General features: G+C 67.1%; 17 protein-coding genes. 1 reads left to right on the top strand and 16 read right to left on the bottom strand.

Annotated features, from left to right (window positions below; genetic code table 11):
• Nucleotides 1-533: 533 nt before the first annotated feature.
• From AC07Y4_RS25560 to AC07Y4_RS25525, 8 genes are all read right to left on the bottom strand, one after another.
• Entirely contained in the window at nucleotides 534-1229 is a 696-nt protein-coding gene (locus tag AC07Y4_RS25560; RefSeq protein WP_495275286.1) for a class I SAM-dependent methyltransferase, read from the bottom strand.
• Between the two features lie 123 nt (nucleotides 1230-1352).
• Nucleotides 1353-1667, bottom strand: coding sequence for a hypothetical protein (locus AC07Y4_RS25555; RefSeq protein ID WP_495275285.1), 315 nt, complete (start codon nucleotides 1665-1667; stop codon nucleotides 1353-1355).
• Nucleotides 1668-1936: 269 nt separating this feature from the next.
• Nucleotides 1937-2326 carry a hypothetical protein gene (locus tag AC07Y4_RS25550; RefSeq protein ID WP_495275284.1) on the bottom strand — a complete coding sequence of 130 codons (390 nt, stop codon included), beginning with the start codon at nucleotides 2324-2326 and terminating at the stop codon, nucleotides 1937-1939.
• A gap of 59 nt (nucleotides 2327-2385) precedes the next feature.
• Nucleotides 2386-2634 (bottom strand): DUF1272 domain-containing protein, encoded by a 249-nt coding sequence (locus AC07Y4_RS25545; protein ID WP_495275283.1) that lies wholly within the window; start codon nucleotides 2632-2634, stop codon nucleotides 2386-2388.
• 66 nt (nucleotides 2635-2700) lie between these two features.
• Complete coding sequence (locus AC07Y4_RS25540; protein WP_495275282.1) at nucleotides 2701-3234, bottom strand: GNAT family N-acetyltransferase; 534 nt, start codon at nucleotides 3232-3234, stop codon at nucleotides 2701-2703.
• 25 nt (nucleotides 3235-3259) lie between these two features.
• Nucleotides 3260-3580 carry a hypothetical protein gene (locus AC07Y4_RS25535; protein WP_495275281.1) on the bottom strand — a complete coding sequence of 107 codons (321 nt, stop codon included), beginning with the start codon at nucleotides 3578-3580 and terminating at the stop codon, nucleotides 3260-3262.
• 4 nt (nucleotides 3581-3584) lie between these two features.
• The gene (locus AC07Y4_RS25530; RefSeq protein ID WP_495275280.1) at nucleotides 3585-4112 is read right to left on the bottom strand and encodes a P-loop nucleotide/nucleoside kinase family protein; all 528 of its coding nucleotides are present in this window, start codon (nucleotides 4110-4112) and stop codon (nucleotides 3585-3587) included.
• A gap of 77 nt (nucleotides 4113-4189) precedes the next feature.
• A complete protein-coding gene (locus AC07Y4_RS25525; RefSeq protein WP_390343302.1) occupies nucleotides 4190-4684 on the bottom strand; it encodes an Lrp/AsnC family transcriptional regulator in 495 nt (164 codons plus the stop codon).
• A 65-nt stretch (nucleotides 4685-4749) separates the two neighbouring features.
• On the opposite strand from AC07Y4_RS25525, the gene ilvB reads away from it, so the two are divergent.
• Nucleotides 4750-6537 (top strand): biosynthetic-type acetolactate synthase large subunit, encoded by a 1788-nt coding sequence (ilvB, locus tag AC07Y4_RS25520; protein WP_495275279.1) that lies wholly within the window; start codon nucleotides 4750-4752, stop codon nucleotides 6535-6537.
• Nucleotides 6538-6638: 101 nt separating this feature from the next.
• Here the strand turns inward: ilvB and AC07Y4_RS25515 are convergent, their stop codons facing one another.
• The 8 genes from AC07Y4_RS25515 to AC07Y4_RS25480 form a co-directional block, all read right to left on the bottom strand.
• Nucleotides 6639-8021, bottom strand: a complete 1383-nt coding sequence (locus tag AC07Y4_RS25515; RefSeq protein ID WP_495275278.1) for an NHL repeat-containing protein — start codon at nucleotides 8019-8021, stop codon at nucleotides 6639-6641.
• A gap of 294 nt (nucleotides 8022-8315) precedes the next feature.
• On the bottom strand, nucleotides 8316-10040 hold the full coding sequence (locus tag AC07Y4_RS25510) for a hypothetical protein (protein ID WP_495275277.1): 1725 nt from the start codon (nucleotides 10038-10040) through the stop codon (nucleotides 8316-8318).
• 23 nt (nucleotides 10041-10063) lie between these two features.
• Nucleotides 10064-10702, bottom strand: coding sequence for an FMN-binding negative transcriptional regulator (locus AC07Y4_RS25505; protein WP_487849421.1), 639 nt, complete (start codon nucleotides 10700-10702; stop codon nucleotides 10064-10066).
• Nucleotides 10703-10712: 10 nt separating this feature from the next.
• Complete coding sequence (locus tag AC07Y4_RS25500; RefSeq protein WP_495275276.1) at nucleotides 10713-11702, bottom strand: alpha/beta hydrolase fold domain-containing protein; 990 nt, start codon at nucleotides 11700-11702, stop codon at nucleotides 10713-10715.
• Complete coding sequence (locus AC07Y4_RS25495) at nucleotides 11699-13360, bottom strand: ABC transporter ATP-binding protein (protein WP_495275275.1); 1662 nt, start codon at nucleotides 13358-13360, stop codon at nucleotides 11699-11701. Before AC07Y4_RS25495 ends, AC07Y4_RS25500 begins: the two co-directional genes overlap by 4 nt.
• Nucleotides 13357-14172, bottom strand: a complete 816-nt coding sequence (locus tag AC07Y4_RS25490; RefSeq protein ID WP_495275274.1) for an ABC transporter permease — start codon at nucleotides 14170-14172, stop codon at nucleotides 13357-13359. Before AC07Y4_RS25490 ends, AC07Y4_RS25495 begins: the two co-directional genes overlap by 4 nt.
• Nucleotides 14169-15113 (bottom strand): ABC transporter permease, encoded by a 945-nt coding sequence (locus AC07Y4_RS25485; RefSeq protein ID WP_062473187.1) that lies wholly within the window; start codon nucleotides 15111-15113, stop codon nucleotides 14169-14171. Before AC07Y4_RS25485 ends, AC07Y4_RS25490 begins: the two co-directional genes overlap by 4 nt.
• A gap of 15 nt (nucleotides 15114-15128) precedes the next feature.
• Nucleotides 15129-16655 (bottom strand): ABC transporter substrate-binding protein, encoded by a 1527-nt coding sequence (locus AC07Y4_RS25480; protein WP_495275306.1) that lies wholly within the window; start codon nucleotides 16653-16655, stop codon nucleotides 15129-15131.
• Between the last annotated feature and the right edge of the window lie 53 nt (nucleotides 16656-16708).

Below are 16708 nucleotides of genomic sequence, written 5' to 3'. Positions count from 1 at the left end.
ACCCAGGCCAAAACTTCGCCCATTCGCGCCCCAGCCTCTGGCGTCCAACGCGTCACCGGTCACATCGAAAACTTTGAAGTTCCACTCCGCTCCGGGCCGAGGAAATAGCAGAGTCCCGTTCGACTCGGTGTACCTAAGTGTCCACTTGTTTCTTTGGACTTTCCAGGTGCCAGATGCCTTCACGACCTTAGACAGCTTCCTGTTGGTGATCAGGCTCTCTACGCCACGCCCCTTGAATGTCCCATCCGCCTCGAACTTGAACACGACCGACCCGGGAAAAGCTGAGTCACTGCCTGAAGTTCCGACCCAACAGCCAACGAGCCTTCTCTCCAGATCTGGATTTCTTGAAAGAACCTTCTCGTTGAAAAGGGCACCGCCTACGAGCGCAGCAAGTGCGAAAAATCTCCAGGAGATACGGGGCAGCTTCATGGTTGGCTGGTGTCTGCTAGTGCCCGCATTCTGCCCGCGGAAGCAAGCTACCCAGTCACAGGCTTGGTTCCGACCAAGACGGGCTGATAGAACGCGGCGTCGAGTCACTTCACGTCCTCGAAGCCAGCCTCTCTCATCAGCTCGCAAAGACGTTCGACTGAGATTGCGTAGTACCTGGAGCGCATGACATGGGTCTTCACCAGCCCGGTGGCCAGTTCGTCTTCGACGACGAAGAAGGAAAAGTCGTAGTGGTCGCCGTCGAAATCCCAGACCTGGAAAAGCACGTACCGCTTGCCGTCCTCAACCCGCGCGCCATAGTGCTTGACCAGGTTCGTCCCGCGCTCTTCCTTGTCGTAGTCCCTGACCGTGATGACGCATCCGCCGCCGGGGCGCAAGCACGCGAGGAACTGGCGCAACGCAAGCAGCAGGTCCTCGTCAGTCAGCAAGTGAGGGACCGAGTTGTCGCACGAAATGACGAGGTCATATCCGGTACCGTGGTCCTCGCGGGCCGTACGCATGTCTGCGACCTTGAAGTCAACGGCCAAGCCACGAAGGTCTGCTTCGCGTCGCGCACGTTCGATTTCCCTGGCCGACAGGTCTGACCCGACGACGGAGTAGCCTCGCCCGGCAAGCGCAAGAGCCTGTGTGCCGATGCCGCAGGAGACGTCGAGCACCGTGCGATGCCCGGGCCATTCTGATTGGATGACGTTGTCGAGCTGCTCGCCCTGCCGCCGGATGCTGTGGCTCCAGTCGGGGAAGATCAGGTGATACAGCGGGGCGAGGTCGTCGTAGAAGTCCATGGTTTGACGTCAGGCTGTGAGGGGCATCGCCAGTTTAGAAATGGTCGGCCGAGCGAAGGGCTGGTCCTGACTGGTGTCCGCCCTCGCGGCAATAGGGTCAGTGTCAAGGTGGCAAGCTGTGTATCAGTTTCGAGGCTGCGATCCGATCGATTTGCAGGCAGTGCAATAGCTGGAGAATTCTTCGATACCGTTGGAGCGCGCCCACACGAGCAAATCTTCCGGAGAATGTGCACATATCTTGATGTATCTACCGCCGGTAAACGCGGCTGCGTCGGTGTGCGGCTTGTGCGTGGAAGTGGAATGACAGGTCGCGCGGTGGAGTACGAAGTAGCGTGCGGCGGGCCTTCGAAGAGTGTTGGCGACAAACCCTTCAGGATTGACGTGCAACCAACGTTCGTAGCTGGTTTCGTCGCGGTCGAAAAGCTCTGCATTGGACATTTATCTCACTCCTTCTTTCCTGTGGTCATGCTGACGCCACCTGACTTTGAAGAACAGGGGAATGCCCGGCAGTGGCCGAGCCTCGCCGCCGAGGAGCAGGTCGATACGGATACTTGCCTGCTTCGTCGTGGAGAACTGCACTCGGGATTTTTTTGAAGATGCTTGAGGCAGCGGCTGTTTGAGGTCGCACTCATCGTGCCGGCATACATCTTTCTTTCGTCGCATTTTTGGCCAACACGGTGAATGGTTGGTTGTGGCCGCATCCCGCCCTATTCAGGCTGCGGAAGGACAAGATTATTGAGTGCTTCTTGAAGACTCCACTGCTGCCACCCAGGCTGCGCAATCGAACCATCAGAGCGCAGGGGAGAAAGATTGAATCCTTCTTCTACATCCTCGAAGTACATGGCGACGGAGCGATGCATCGCAACAATGAAAACGCTCTCGTATTTGCCGAAGCGCTCGATAGCCGTGAGGCGAAATGGAATGCGGTACTGGGAGAAAATTTCCCGCTCCGTCAGCGTGCACTCTGAGAGTTGGAGTTCTACCAAGGCTTCAAGCTCACTGGCCGAGATCGGCGACCATTCCATGATTTCTCCCGAGCGAACTTGAATGGAAGGATCCTGTCCAAACAGTTTCGCAGGGTCTCGCGACGTAGCCATCAACGTCCGCTCTTCTTGGCCACTGGCAGTCGTCGATGGGACGAATCTGGCGAGGCACTTCACGACGCCGCAGCGCAACCTTCGGGCTTGAACACCCGCGTCGTCGAACCCGGAAATTTCTCAAGCTTGGCAGCCGGCCGCGACGGACGCGGAAGCAACTCGCCACCACAGTTCGGGCATGTGCCTGCAAGGCGTCCGCTTGCGCACTCGCTGCAGAACGTGCACTCGAAAGAACAGATGCGGGCATCGGCCGAATCCGGCGGCAAGTCTCGGTCGCAGCATTCACACCCGGGGCGCATTTGGAGCATGGCGAAACCTCAGAGAGCGTTTTGTCAGTTGAGCTTAAACGAAGGCAAGGCGACCGATGGCGGAATTCAGTCCGTCGAGCCAACGGGCCCGAGTGCAAGGCTCATCGGCTGCACCATCAGATGCGAGTGTTCCCGCAGCAGCTCCAACGCACCATCGGGGCGGAAGCCGCAAGCTGCGTACAGGCGCATCGCCGGCGTATCTCCGGCAGTGACACCCAAACGAACGCGGTTCACGCCAATGCTCTCGGCCCAAGAAATCGCCTCCTTGAGCAAAGCGTGACCGGCTCCCATTCCTCGTGATACAGGATCAACCCACATCTGGAAAAGGTCGGCGACAGCCGGTTCATCGCCGGACACCTTGCACCAGATCAGGCCGCAGGCGTCGGTGCGGTTGAACGCGAAAAGCACACGGTCTTTCCCCGACGAAGTCGCCGCAGCAATGCGAGCGGACCACATCGCATCGGTTCTCGTGGCCTCCGCCTCGTACGTGCTTCCGAAGGCGTCCGGGGAATCGAGCAACGCCCGCAGGCGCAGGTCTCGATAGGTCTTCCATTCATCGGGTTTCGCTGGTTGCACCGAGATCTCTGCGGTCGGATTCATGGACGATCGTTCATTCAAAAAAATACTAGCGAATGCCGCGACGCATGCGGCTCAAGCGGCTGCTCATGATCCACGCAACCACCGGCCCGATCACCATGCCAGCCAGGCAGCTCCACACAACGACATGGCTTTTGAGTTCGAGCAGCCAGGTGAGCATCGGGTACTGCGCCGCCACGGCGTCCGGGAAGCTCCACCAATAGGAAGAACCGCGGCTGGAGCCCGTGCGTTGCTTGGTGCCGTCGAGCCAGTAGGCGGCCAACGGTGCAAGGCCCAGATAGGCAAACATCGCCGCCCAGGGGCCGAGCACGATGGCGCCCAGGAAGGCGTCGATGAAGCGGGAGCGCATCGATTTACCGCTCACGCATGCGCCGCCAGATCAGGTCCGCCGCCTCGCTAGTACTCACCAGCGCCGAGTCGATGACCAGGCGACTCGTATCCCAAGCCTCGTAGTCGTGCCCAAGCACAGCCTCCCAGCTCGGCAACGCAAAGCCCGCAATGTCGGCCTCCCGGTTCTCCACGCGCCTGCGATGCTCAACGACGTCAGAGCACACGACCTCGATCTCCACCAGATGCGACGAGGTCTCCGCCGCCACGGCCCGCCACGCCTCACGCGTGACCGGCAGCGGGTTGACGCAATCAGCAACCACGGACATGCCGAGCGCAAGGTTGGACCGAGCCAGCGCGTAGGCCACGACGTAGCCCGCCGGGCCCACGTCGTCAGTGCGCCCGCTTGCGGTTTTCAGTGCGTGCTCGATGGCGTCGATGCGCAGGTACACCGACGGGGCACGCGCCACGAGTTCGCGCGCGATGGTTGTCTTGCCTGTGCCTGGCAGTCCGCTCAGGACGATCAGGGTTCGAGGTTCCGAAGTCGATCTCATGGAAGGGGATGGCGGCTGCGAAAGGCCGTTCGTCGGCGATCGTACCCACCATTCGTTCATGCGGGCCCGTCGATTCGTCAGATCAGCGGCACCGTCGCTTCCTTCAGCACCCGCAGCACGAAGTGCGACTTGCTGTGGCGAATGCCGGGAATCTTGTAGAGCTTCTCGCGCAGCAGCCGCTCGTAGTCGCGCGTGTCGCGCACGGCGATGCGGATGTAGTAGTCGTAGTCGCCCGATACCAGGTAGGCCTCCTGGATCTCGGGAATGGTGGCGAGGGTGCGGCCGAAGTCGTACAGGGTTTCGTCGGTGTGGCTCTCGAGGGTGACCTGCACGATGACCGAATCGTGGTAGCCCAGCTTGGCCGGGTCGATGTCGACGGTGTAGCGCTTGATGACGCCCGAGGCCTCGAGTTTCTTGATGCGCGTCCAGCAGCTGGTGGGCGACAAGCCGACCTCGTTGCCGATCTCCTGCAGGGTCTTGCGCGAGTCGAGCAGCAGCACCCGCAGGATCGCCAGATCGGTCTTGTCGAAAGATCCTTCGTTGTCTGTCGATGTTTGGCGATTGGTTTTCATGTTTCGAGCTTAAACAGCCAAAAGAAAGAAGCAAATTCTGCCTCAAGAGCGGAAGAATTGACGGCATGCGACTGCTCGACCTTCCCCCCACATCCTCGCCCTCCCTCTCGCCGGCCATGCCCGAGACCCCACCCCGCGTGCGCAACGGCGCCGAAGCGCTGCTCGACACGCTGGTCGAATGCGGCGTCGACACGATCTTCGGCTACCCCGGCGGCGCGGCGCTGCCGCTGTACGACGCGCTGCACGGTGAACCCCGGCTGCGCCATGTGCTGGTGCGCCACGAACAGGCGGCGGTGCATGCGGCCGAGGGCTATGCGCGCAGCACGGGCCGCGTGGGCGTGGTGCTGGTCACCTCGGGGCCGGGCGTGGGCAACACGATCACGGGGCTGCTCGACGCGATGAGCGATTCGGTGCCGGTGCTGTGCATCAGCGGGCAGGTGTCGACGGCGGTGATCGGCACGCAGGCTTTCCAGGAGAGCGATGCGCTGGGCATGTCGCGCCCGGTGACCAAGTGGAACCGGCAGGTTCGCGCGGCCGACGACGTGCCCGCGCTGGTGCGCCGCGCGCTCGACATCGCCACCACCGGCCGCCCCGGCCCGGTGCTGCTCGACGTGCCGAAGGACATCCAGCTGATGCGCCTCACGCACGGCGCGGCGCCGGCCCCGCTGCGCGCGCTGCGCACGGGCCGCGCACCGCTGCCGCCGCGGGCGATGCTGCAGCGCGCCGCTGACCTGATCTCGACCGCGCGCCGGCCGGTGCTCTACGGCGGCGGCGGTCTCATCAACTCGGGGCCGGCGGCCTGCGAGGCGTTCACTCAGCTGGTGCACCGGCTGCATGCGCCGTGCACGCTCACGCTGATGGGGCTGGGCGCGTTCCCCGCGTCCGACCCGAAGTTCGTCGGCATGCTGGGCATGCACGGCATGCTCGAAGCCAATCTCGCGATGCACGAGGCCGACTTGGTGGTATGCGTGGGCGCGCGTTTCGACGACCGCGTGACGGGCAAGCTCGACGAGTTCTGCCCGCACGCCCGCAAGATCCACATCGACATCGACCCCGGCAGCATCAACAAGGTGGTGCACGTCGACGTGCCGATGGTGGGCGACTGCGGCGCCATCGTCGAAGCGCTGCTGGGGCTGCTGCCCGACGAGTTTGCACCCGAGCGGCTGGCGCCGTGGTGGGCGCGCATCGAGCGCTGGCGCGCCGAAGACTGCCTGGCTTTCACGCCGTCAACCGAAGAAATCCTGCCGCAGCAGCTGATGTCGTCGCTGCAGCGGGCCATCGCGGGCCGCGACGCGATCGTCTCGACCGATGTGGGCCAGCACCAGATGTGGGCCGCGCAGTACCTGCGCTTCGACAGCCCGCGCCACTGGCTCACCTCGGGCGGCGCCGGCACCATGGGCTACGGGCTGCCCGCGGCCATCGGCGCGCAGATCGGCCACCCCGATGCGCTCACGGTGTGCGTGAGCGGTGACGCTTCGGTGCTGATGAACATCCAGGAGCTGTCGACTGCCATGCAGCATCGCACCCCGGTGAAGCTGGTGCTGAGCAACAACGGCTACATGGGCATGGTGCGCCAGTGGCAGGAGCTGAACCACGGCAACCGCCTGAGCCACAGCTGGAACGAGGCGCTGCCGGATTTCGTGGCGCTGGCGAAGGCCTTCGGCTGGGGGGCGCGGCGCGTGTCCGATCCGGCGGAGCTGGAAGAGGCGCTGGCCGAATGCCTGGAGAGCGAAGGGCCGTTCTTTCTCGACGTGCAGGTGGCGGCGCAGGAGAACTGCTTTCCGATGATGCCGTCGGGGTGCGGGCATCACAGGGTGATGCTGGCGAAGGACAGGTGGTACGAGGGGGAGTGAGGGCAGGGGCCTGACAACATCGCGCGGCCTCCATCGCTGCTCACCGCCGCAGACGGCGGCTGACGCGGCGACGCGCTCGGCGCACGTCGCCGCAGCGCGCCTCAGGGCGCCCGAACCGGCGTGACCTTGCGGATCACATTGCCGAAGGTGTCGGCGACATACAGCGTGCCCGCCGCGTTGATCGTGAGCCCGAGCGGCTGCGCGAACGTGGCAGCCGCGCCGATGCCGTCTTGCCCACCCGTAACACCCTTTTGGCCGGCGAGCGTGGAGACCACCCCTGCCGGTGTGATCCTGCGCAACAGGCTGCTCCCGAAATCGGCCACGTAGACATTGCCGTGCGCATCGACAGCGACGCCGCGGGGATCGGAGAAAGTCGCGGAGTTCCCGGGTCCATCGGTGGCGCCGGGCGTTCCCGTCCCTGCAAGGGTCGTGACCACCCCGGCGGGGGTGATCTTGCGAATTCGATGGTTCTCGGAGTCCGCCACGTAGAGGTTGCCTGACGCGTCGATGGCAATGTTGTAGCCGCGCCCGAATTTCGCGGCGGTTCCCGTGCCGTCGGCAAAGCCCCGCGGGCTGCTGCCGGCCAGCGTGGAGACATCGCCGGTGGGGGTGATCTTGCGAACAACGCCGCCGCCATACTCCAGAACGTACAGATTGCCGGCAGCATCCACGGCCACCGACACGGGCGTGTTGAAGGTGGCGGCGGTTCCGTTGCCATCGGTCGTGGTCTTCGTGCCATTGCCCGCCACCGTGGTCACATCGGCCGTCGGCGTGATCTTGCGGATTCGATGGCCGCCGGCGTCCGCGACGAAGGCGGTGTCGGTCGCATCCACGGTGAGGCCGGCGAGGTCTACGAACGAAGCGGCGGTGCCGTTGCCGTCCACCGTCGCGAAGTTTCCGTTGCCGGCAAACGTAGTGACGTCGGCCTCGGGCGAAATCTTGCGCACGAGGTTGTTTCCCCAGTCACCGATGAGCAGACCACCATCCTTGGTGAGGGCGATGCCGTAAGGCAGCAAGAACGATGCGGCCGTACCCTTGCCGTTGGCGGCGCCCGGGGAGCCGCTGCCGGCGAGCGTCTCGACCTTGGCCGCCGCGGCTGAGCAGGCCACCGTCACGTCGCTCACGTCGGCCGAGGCCTTGCCGGTGTCCTTGGTGACGGTACAGAACTGCCACAGGGGCTGCGTACGGATGCTGACCTTGTAGTCCGAGCCCTCGACGAGGGTCGTTGCAAAGGTGAACTTGCCATCGGCCGACAGCTGGAGGTCGTCGCCGGCATTGTTTTGCAGCACCAGGCGGCCTTCGAGGCCGGTGACCGTGCCGCCGATGGAATGGTTCACGACGGGCGGCACTGTCGCCGGAGGGGGCGGTGCGACCATCGGCAGAAAAGTACCGCCACCTCCACCCCCGCCGCACGATGCCACCAACATGACCGCACCGGCCACGGCGCCGATTCGCGCGACCGAACTTGCTTGACTGAAAAGCATCTTGACTCCTCTTTATGGTTGTATGACTCAACAAAAAGAAGCCCCCTGTCGACGGGCGTGCAGGGGGTTTCTAAATGTCAATCATTGTTAAAAAGAGTGTCCGATGACATCCCTGGAACTGGGTATTTTTTGCGGTCGGCCCTCTCATCTGGCACCAGCAATGGCTCCCTGGTCCGCCAGCCAGAGGGGACCCGACAACATCGCGCGGCCTTCATCGCTGCTCACCTTCACCCCCACCCTCTCCCGCAAGCGGGAGAGGGTGTCATTCATTCGGGAGCCGTACGGGAGCCGCCTTCACGAATGCCCGTCCACCCGCATCTGGAACAGGAAGTAGGGCGGAATGCACGCCCCGCGTCCTTCGGGCTGGCCTTCGGCCTGCGCGCAGATGTAGTCCTCGCGGCAAGGCTGTTGCGCCGAGCAGCTGCGCAGGTTGCCGGGCCGCGTGTGCTTGCTCAAACAATCGCCGAAGGGTTGCTTGGCTGCCAGGCACTGGTTGAAGTCGCTGAGGATGGCGATGCCGCCGCAGGTGCCGTTCGGGTCTTTCGGATCGCAGCGGCCCGAGCACATGCCGCCGGGGAAGCCGACCGAGGTTTTCTCGCACACGGAGTCTTCGCCTTCGCACGTCGTGGCGGTGGTGCGCGGCAGCTTCTGCGCGCGGTCGCGCCACGGGTCGGCCGAGGCGGTGATGCGCGTGGGCTCGCAGCTGGCGCCGACAGTGGCTTTCTCCGGCAACGCGTTCGCATCGTCCGGCGAGGCCAACGGGCGGAACGGGTCGGGCACTGGCGTCGTCAGCGCGGCCTTCACATAGCGTTCGCGCCGCGCCAGTTCATCCTGCAAATGCGGTGAGTGCGGCAGCGCGAGCGCGTTGCCGGTCGTGAAGGTGCGCGAGGCGCCGCGCCGGTCCACGCCCAGCAGGTGAAAGCCCGCGACCGCGCGGCTCTGGTGGCAGCCGGCGCAGCTCAGGTCGTCGAGACGGCGCAACACGGCCTGCGGTGACTGCAGCGTGCGGCTGCCGGGCACGGGCTGCCAGTCGCCGGGCGCGAACAGCTGTTCGAAGGGGCGGTTCGCCAGGCGCTCGAGGCCGCGCGGCGCGACGGAGACCGACTCGGCCGCCAGGAAGCGATCGGGGATGCGCACGGTGGCGCTGTCGAGCGCGCGCAACGTGTCGGGCTGTTGCAGCCACTGCAGCAGCGCCTTGCGCAGCGGGGCATCGGCCTTGAGCTTCACGACATCGGGCGTGTTCTCGAGCGGGCCTGCGTCGAAGCGCTGCGCGCCCGCGTTCCAGCGGAAGGCGCGCAGCAGGTACTCGGCATGGCCGCCGAGGTCGGGCCGCACGGCCGAGGGCCAGCGCACGCTCTGCAGGTTGGTCGTCACCTGCGCGATGCGGGCCTGCGCGAGCCGCGGCGGCGCGAGCGGGCCGTCGGCCGACACGAGCCAGCGGCCGAGCGCTTCGTCCTTCATCGATGCCTGTGGTGGCTGCCAACGCCGCGCCGCGCTGGCGCAGCTGCCGTCTGCATCGGGCGCATCGCCGCGCAGCTCGACGGCGACGGTCATCGGCAGGCGCGACTGCATCGCGGCCGAGCGGTAGGCCAGCCGGTACACGAGCCGCGTCTCGCCGCAGGCGCCGGGCTGGAACGGGCGGCGGTCCATGCGGTTGGCCACGCCGACCAGCTCGAAGAAGGCGTCGGGGCTGGCGAGCCAGCGCGCATCGAAGATACGGTGCGGGTAGCGCGCAATGCCGACGCCGGCTTGCGGGTCGCGGCGCTGCAGGGCGGCGAGACTGGTCTTCAGCGGGTCGGCGATCGATTGCCAGGCGGGCGAGCGTGCGAGCGCCTGGTTGGTGGCGATGCCGCTGGCCGCAGAGGGCACGTCGAACCAGCGGCCGAAACCGGCGCCAGCTTTCTCGGCGGCCTGCAGCGCGACGGGCGAGGTGACGAGCAGCGCTGGGTCGGCCGCGTCGGCACCGAGCGAGAGGGCCAGCGCGAGGCCGGCGGTCAGAAGGTGAAGTAGGCGTGGCACGCGGACGATTGTGCCGTCGCGATTCAGCCCGCCACCGTCAACGCCATCTGCTGCCGCATGAGCCCGGCCACGGCCACGCCCTGCGGATCGCCCAGCCGCTCCAGCGCGGCGATCACGCCTTTGCGGTCCTCTTCCGAGCGGTCCTGGTTGAGCTTGAACTTGCCTTCGAGCACGCGCACGGGAATCTCGACCGCCGCGATCATGTCCAGGCGCGGCGCCACGAAGTCGAAGGGCATGGCGTCGAAGTCCCAGTTGCCGCCCAGTGGCGTGTCGTACAGCGCGACGGTGCGGCGCAGCACGGCATGGATGGCCGTGCGCTCCTCAATCACGCGGGGCGTGCCGCGCGCGTGGATCGCGGTGTAGTTCCAGGTCGGGAAGGTGCTCTGCTTCACGTACCAGCTGGGCGTGATGAAGGCATGCGGACCCTGGAAGATGGCCAGCACCTCGGCGCCCGCGCGCAGTTCGTCGAACTGCGGGTTCTTCTTCGACAGGTGCGTGGTGAGCAGGCCGGGGCCGTCGTCTTGTGCATCGAGCAGGAAGGGCAGGTGCGTGGCGCTGGCGCCGGACGGGCCGACGGTGATGAGCGTGCCGAAGCTCCAGGCGCGGATGCCGGCGTGCAGCGTCGCGAGGTCGTCTTCGATGTACGGCTTGGGCGTGTACATGGCGAGGGCTTCAGCGCGCGGCCAGCGTGTGCATCCAGCGGGCGGCATCGTCGAAGGCGCGGCCGGCCACGTCGGCGATGGACACGGCTTCGAGAAAGCCGTGGATCGTGCCCGGGTAGAGCACGTCGGTCACGGCCACGCCGGCTTCGCGCAGCCGCGCGGCCATGAGCACGCTGTCGTCGTGCAGCGGGTCGCACTCGGTGATCGCGAGGCACGCGGGCGGCAGGCCTTCGAGCTGCGCCGTGAGGCTGGCCAGGCGCGGGTCGCGAGCGTCTTCGGGCCGGCGCAGGTACAGGCCGTAGAACCACACCATCATGTGCAGCGACAGGCCGTACTCGCCCGCGCCGTAGCGCACCACCGACTCGCGGTACAGCTCGGTGCTGTAGGCGCCGTAGTTCAGCAGCATGCCCAGCGGCAGCGCCTCGCCCGCGTCGCGCAGCACGAGGCAGGCGCCCACCGACAGGTTCGCGCCCGCCGAGTCGCCGCCGATGAAGAGCTGCGCGGGGTCGATGTCGAGCGTGCCCGCGTTCGCCGCGAGCCAGCGCATCACGTCGACGCACTCGTCGTGCGGCTGCGGAAACTGCGCTTCAGGCGCCCGCGTGTAGTCGATGCCGATGACGGCGATGCCCGCGCGGCCCGCGTACTCGCGCATCACGCGGTCGTGGGTGTCGAGGCTGAACAGCACGAAGCCGCCGCCGTGGATGTAGACCAGCGCGCCCTGCAGGCTGCGCGCCTGGGGGTAGTGCACGCGGATGCGCACGTTGCCGTGGCGCGTGGGCACCTGCTGTTCGACCGTGCGCGCCATCGTCGGGCCGCCTTCGGTCCACGGCGCGCGCACCTTCTCGGCGTTGGCGCGGCCTTCGGCGATCGGGATGGTGTGGCGCTTCGGGTAGCGGCCGCCCTCGGCCGCCATGAGGCGCATGAACTCGACGATCTGCGGGTCGAGCGGAGGCGGGGCGGTGGGGTTCAGCCAGGTGGCGGGCAAGGAGGAGGCAGTCACGCAAAAACTTTCTCGGAAGGGCAGGAGACAGATTCGGCCAGCGACGCGAGCGGCCGGGGCGTGGCCGCCAGCAGCGCCTGCGTGTAGGCATGGCTCGGCCGGTCGAACACGGCGTCGCGCGGGCCTTGCTCGACGATGCGGCCGCGCTCCATCACGACGACGCGGTCGGCGATCTGCTCGACGGCCGCCAGGTCGTGGCTGATGAAGAGGCACGCAAAGCCGTGGTGCGCCTGCAGGCTCTGAAAGAGCCGCAGCACCTGCGCCTGGATGGTCATGTCGAGCGCGGACACGGGCTCGTCGGCCACCACGAAGGCGGGCCGGCGCACCAGCGCGCGCGCAATCGCCACGCGCTGGCGCTGGCCGCCCGAGAGCTCGTGCGGGTAGCGCGCGCCCAGGCCGTCCAGGCCGACTTCGTCGAGCGTTTCGTGCACGCGCTTCACGCGCGCGGCGGCATCGAGCGCGGGCAGGTGGCGCAGCGGCTCGGCCACGATCTCCTGCACGCGCATGCGCGGGTCGAGCGACGAGAACGGGTCCTGGAACACCAGCTGGCAGGCGAGCCGGAAGCGGTGCAGCGCGGCGCGGTCGGCGCTGCGCACGTCGTCGCCGCGAAACAGGATCTGCCCCGCGTGCGACGGCGCGAGCCGCAGGATGGCGCGGCCCAGCGTGGTCTTGCCCGAGCCGCTGCCGCCCACCAGCGCGACCATCTCGCCGGGGTGGATGTCCAGGTCGAGCCGGTCGATGATCTGCACCGGCGCATGGCGCTTGAAGAAGCCGGCGCGTGCGCCGGGGTAGCTCACGCACAGGCCGCGCACCTGCACCAGCGGCTGCTGCGCCGTGGCCGGGGCCGGCTTCGCGGCCTGGCGGCGCGGCAGGGCGTCGACCAGCTTGCGGGTGTAGGGCTGCTTCGGGTCGACGAGGATGGCGGGCACGTCGCCCGTCTCCACCAGCTTGCCTTTCTCCAGCACGATGGCGCGCTGCGCATAGCGCCCGACCAGCCCGAGGTTGTGCGTGATGAGCAGCACGGCCGTGCCCTGGTCCTTCGCGAGGCCGACCATGAGGTCGAGCACTTCGCGCTGGCTCAGCGTGTCGAGCGCGGTGGTCGGCTCGTCGGCGATCAGCAGGCGCGGCTGGAGCAGCATCACGCTGGCCAGCATGATGCGCTGGCGCATGCCGCCCGAGAACTCGTGCGGATAGGCGTGCAGGCAACGCTCGGGGTCGGCGATCTGCACGCGGCGCAGCATCTCGAGGCAGCGCGCGCGAATCTCGGTGGCCGACAGCTTCGTGTGCATGCGCAGGCCCTCGGCCATCTGCTCGCCGATGCGGTGCACCGGGTTGAGCGAGACCATCGGCTCCTGGAACACCATGCCGATGCCCGGCCCGCGGATGGGGCGCATGGCCTTCACGTCGCGGGTGCTCAGGTCTTCGCCGTCGAACACGATCTGCCCGCCGCTTTGCGCGATGCCGGGCGGCAGCAGCTGCAGGATGGCGCGCGCGGCCATGGTCTTGCCGCTGCCCGATTCGCCCACCACGGCAAGGAACTCGCCGGGGCGCACGTCGAACGAGAGGTCGTGCACCAGCGTCTGGGCGCCGCCGTGCAGGTCGATCTTCAAGTGCCGTACGGAAAGCACGGGCGCCGAGGAAGAAGAGGGATGGGTCATGACTTCTCCGTGCGCGGGTCGAGCCGGTCGCGCAGCGATTCGCCCAGGAGGTTGATGCCCAGCAGCGTGAGCGCGATGCACAGGCCCGGCACCAGGCACAGCCACACGGCCGAGGCCATGTAGGGGCGTGCGCTGGAGAGCATGTTGCCCCAGGTGGGCGCGGGCGGCGGCACGCCCAGGCCGAGGAAGCTCAGGGCGCTTTCCGACAGCAGCACCCAGCCGAACATGCTGGTGGCCAGCACGGCGACGGGCGCCACGCAGTTGGGCAGGATGTGGCGCCACATGGTGTAGATCTCGCCGTTGCCGATCATGCGCGAGGCCTCGACGTACTCGCGCTCGCGCAGCGACAGCACGGTGCCGCGCACCACGCGCACCACCGAGGGCGCGTAGGCCATGCTCAGCGCGAGCACGATGCCCCATTGGTTGGCGCCCACGATCACCATCACGCCCAGCGCCAGCAGCAGGCCCGGAAAGGCCAGCAGCGTGTCGTTGAAAGCCATGAGCACGCGGTCGGTCCAGCCGCGCACGAAGCCGGCGAGCACGCCCACCACGAGGCCGACGGCGGTGGCCAGCGCCACCGTGAGCAGCGCGATGAGGCAGCTGGTGGAGGCCGCGCGCATGGCGCGGCTGGCCACGTCGCGCCCGAACTCGTCGGTGCCCAGCCAGTGCGCCATCGACGGCGGCTGCAGCTTGCCGCGCAGGTCGATGCCCAGCGGGTTGTAGGGTGTCCACAGCGCGGCCACCAGTGCCAGGACCAGCAGCACGCCGATGAGCAGGCCGCCCACGAGGGTATGGGTCTTGAGCTTTTTCACTGCACCGACACCCGGGGATCGAAGAGGGGATAGCACATGTCCACGATCAGGTTGATGACCACGTAGATGCAGGCCGTGAACAGCAGGCAGCCCTGCAGCACCGGGTAGTCGCGCGCGAAGATCGAATCGATCATCAGGCGGCCCAGGCCGGGCAGGGTGAACACCGTTTCGAGCACCGCGATGCCGCTCAGCAGATGGCCCAGGATGAGGCCGATCATGGTGAGCGTGGGGTTGAAGGCGTTGGGCAGCACGTGGCGGCGCAGCACCTGCGACTCGGGCACGCCCTTGGCGCGCGCGTGCGTCACGTACTCGAGCCTCAGCACCTCGATGGTGCTGGCGCGCGACATGCGCGTGAGCACGCCGGTCTCGACCAGCACCAGCGTGACGATCGGCAGGATGACGTACAGCAGGCCCTGCGAGAAGTCTTCCGACATGGGCACGTAGCCCACCACCGGCAGCCAGTGCAGGTACTGGCCGAAGAACATCAACAGCAGCAGGCCGAGCCAGAAGCTCGGCACCGACAGCATCAGCGTGGCCGCGCCGATGATGGCGAGGTCGGTCGGCCGGTCCTTGCGCCAGGCGGCGACGAGGCCGGCGGGCACGGCGATCAGCGAGGCCAGCGCCACGGCGGTGAGCACGATCACGGCGCTCACGTGAAAGCGCTCCCAGATCAGCGGCAGCACGGCCAGGCCGTTGGTGGTAGACACGCCCAGGTCGCCGGTGAGCGCGTGGCGCAGCCACACGACGTACTGGGTGACCAGGGGCTGGTCCAGCCCCATCTGCTGGCGGGCGAGTTCGAGCTGCGCCGGGTCGGCGCCTTCGCCGAGCATGAGCTGCACCGGGTCGCCCGGAATCAGCCGCATGAGCGTGAAGACGGCAATCGACACCAGCAGCAGCGTCGGGACCGTCATGGCGATCCGGCGCAAGAGGTAGGCAAGCATGGCGGCGGCGCCCCGTCAGCCGCGCGCGTCGAGCCGGACGTTCCAGAACCGCGGCTTGGCCGGCGCCCAGCCCTTGAAGCCGGTCACGCTCTTGCGCATGGCGGTGGCGTCGCTGGCGTTGAAGAGCACGACCATCGGCACGTCCTGCAGCATCTGCTTGTGCAGCTCGTCGAACAGCACCTGGCGGCGCGCCTTGTCGCGCGAGACCATGCTCTCGGTGAGCCGGGTCTGCGCGGCGGCGCTGTCCCACACCTTGCGCGGCTGCGTGGCCTTGTCGCCGGACACCATCTCGTAGTTGAGCGAGGGGTCGATGCGGGCCGAGTAGATGAAGGCCATGCTCTGGTACTGGCCCTTGGTGTAGCGGTCGAGCTGCGTGGCCCAGTCGAGCACTTCCAGTTCGATGTTGATGCCGGCCTCGGAGGCCATGGCCTGCACCAGCACGGCGGCCGAGTACAGCGCCTCGTAGCGCTTGTTGGCGACGAGCTTGATCGGCTGGCCGCGGTAGCCGGCTTCGGCCAGCAGCTTCTTGGCGCCGGCGATGTCGCGCTTGTAGCCACCGGCCTGCACGGCGCTGTAGAACGGGCTGGACGAAGGCACGACCGAGTTGTTGACGGCCGACAGGCCCTCGGTGACCGACTTGGCGATCTCGGGCGTGTCGAGCGCCAGTGCCAGCGCGCGGCGGATGCGCACGTCCTTCAGCAGCGGGTCGGTGGTCTGCAGGAGCAGCGCCACCATGGTCATCACCGGCGTGGTGTCGACGCGAACGTCGCTGCGACCGCGCATCTCGACCACGTCGGCCGGGCTGGGGCTGATGAAGGCGTCGATGCCGCCGCTGTACAGCGCCGCCTTGGCCGCGGCCGAGTCGGGAATGACGACGAAGCGCAGGTTCTCGATCTCGGCCTTCTTGCCGCCCGTGAGGCCGTCGCGCGCTTCGGGGCGCGAGGTGTAGCCGTCGAAGCGCGTGAGCTCGATGTACTGGCCGCGCTTCCACTCCTTGATCTTGTAGGGGCCGGTGCCCACGGGCTCCTTCCACTGGCCGTCCGCGCCCAGCGAGCTGCGGTGCAGGATGGCGGCGCCGCCGCAGTCGGGGCGCGCCATCATGGTGAGAAACAGCGCGCTCGGGCGCTCGATCTTGAACACCACCGTCTTCGGCGTGGGCGCTTCCACCGCGAGCACCTTGGTCATGCCCTTGCCGTCGAACTCGGGCAGGCAGCGCCAGCCGCTGGTGGGCTTGAGGTAGCGCTGCCAGCTCCACACCACGTCGTCGGCGGTGAGCACCGCGCCGTTCTGGAACTTCACGCCGTCGCGCAGGGTGAAGGTGTAGGTCAGGCCGTCGGCCGAGGTGTCGACCTTGCTCGCGAGCATCGGGCCGACCGAGGTGTCTTCGCGCAGCGCGACCAGGCCTTCGACCACGTGGATGAGCACGTTGTCGGTGTTGTCGTCGCGGTTGCCGCCGGGGTCGGTGGAGCGGATGTCGGAGTTGATCTGGATCCGCATCGTCTGGCCGGCCGGGGCCTGGGCGAAGGCCGCACTGGCGGCCAGGCCGAGGCCGAGGACCAGCGCGGCGGCGGTGCGCGCAGCGGGAGGGAGGGACG

It is taken from the genome of Variovorax sp. GW460-12-1-14-LB1 (genome assembly GCF_059423605.1).
Note: the sequence above shows the minus strand (reverse complement) of the source record. Positions and strands in the feature narration are given on the sequence as shown.

What these genes read in the sequence shown, in the direction of transcription:
- AC07Y4_RS25485 (WP_062473187.1), bottom strand. Translation starts at nt 15,113, where the DNA reads ATGCTTGCCTACCTCTTGCGCCGGATCGCCATGACGGTCCCGACGCTG.
- AC07Y4_RS25545 (WP_495275283.1), bottom strand. Translation starts at nt 2,634, where the DNA reads ATGCTCCAAATGCGCCCCGGGTGTGAATGCTGCGACCGAGACTTGCCG.
- AC07Y4_RS25550 (WP_495275284.1), bottom strand. Translation starts at nt 2,326, where the DNA reads ATGGCTACGTCGCGAGACCCTGCGAAACTGTTTGGACAGGATCCTTCC.
- AC07Y4_RS25555 (WP_495275285.1), bottom strand. Translation starts at nt 1,667, where the DNA reads ATGTCCAATGCAGAGCTTTTCGACCGCGACGAAACCAGCTACGAACGT.
- AC07Y4_RS25560 (WP_495275286.1), bottom strand. Translation starts at nt 1,229, where the DNA reads ATGGACTTCTACGACGACCTCGCCCCGCTGTATCACCTGATCTTCCCC.
- AC07Y4_RS25505 (WP_487849421.1), bottom strand. Translation starts at nt 10,702, where the DNA reads ATGTACACGCCCAAGCCGTACATCGAAGACGACCTCGCGACGCTGCAC.
- ilvB (WP_495275279.1), top strand. Translation starts at nt 4,750, where the DNA reads ATGCGACTGCTCGACCTTCCCCCCACATCCTCGCCCTCCCTCTCGCCG.
- AC07Y4_RS25495 (WP_495275275.1), bottom strand. Translation starts at nt 13,360, where the DNA reads ATGACCCATCCCTCTTCTTCCTCGGCGCCCGTGCTTTCCGTACGGCAC.
- AC07Y4_RS25540 (WP_495275282.1), bottom strand. Translation starts at nt 3,234, where the DNA reads ATGAATCCGACCGCAGAGATCTCGGTGCAACCAGCGAAACCCGATGAA.
- AC07Y4_RS25515 (WP_495275278.1), bottom strand. Translation starts at nt 8,021, where the DNA reads ATGCTTTTCAGTCAAGCAAGTTCGGTCGCGCGAATCGGCGCCGTGGCC.
- AC07Y4_RS25535 (WP_495275281.1), bottom strand. Translation starts at nt 3,580, where the DNA reads ATGCGCTCCCGCTTCATCGACGCCTTCCTGGGCGCCATCGTGCTCGGC.
- AC07Y4_RS25525 (WP_390343302.1), bottom strand. Translation starts at nt 4,684, where the DNA reads ATGAAAACCAATCGCCAAACATCGACAGACAACGAAGGATCTTTCGAC.
- AC07Y4_RS25530 (WP_495275280.1), bottom strand. Translation starts at nt 4,112, where the DNA reads ATGAGATCGACTTCGGAACCTCGAACCCTGATCGTCCTGAGCGGACTG.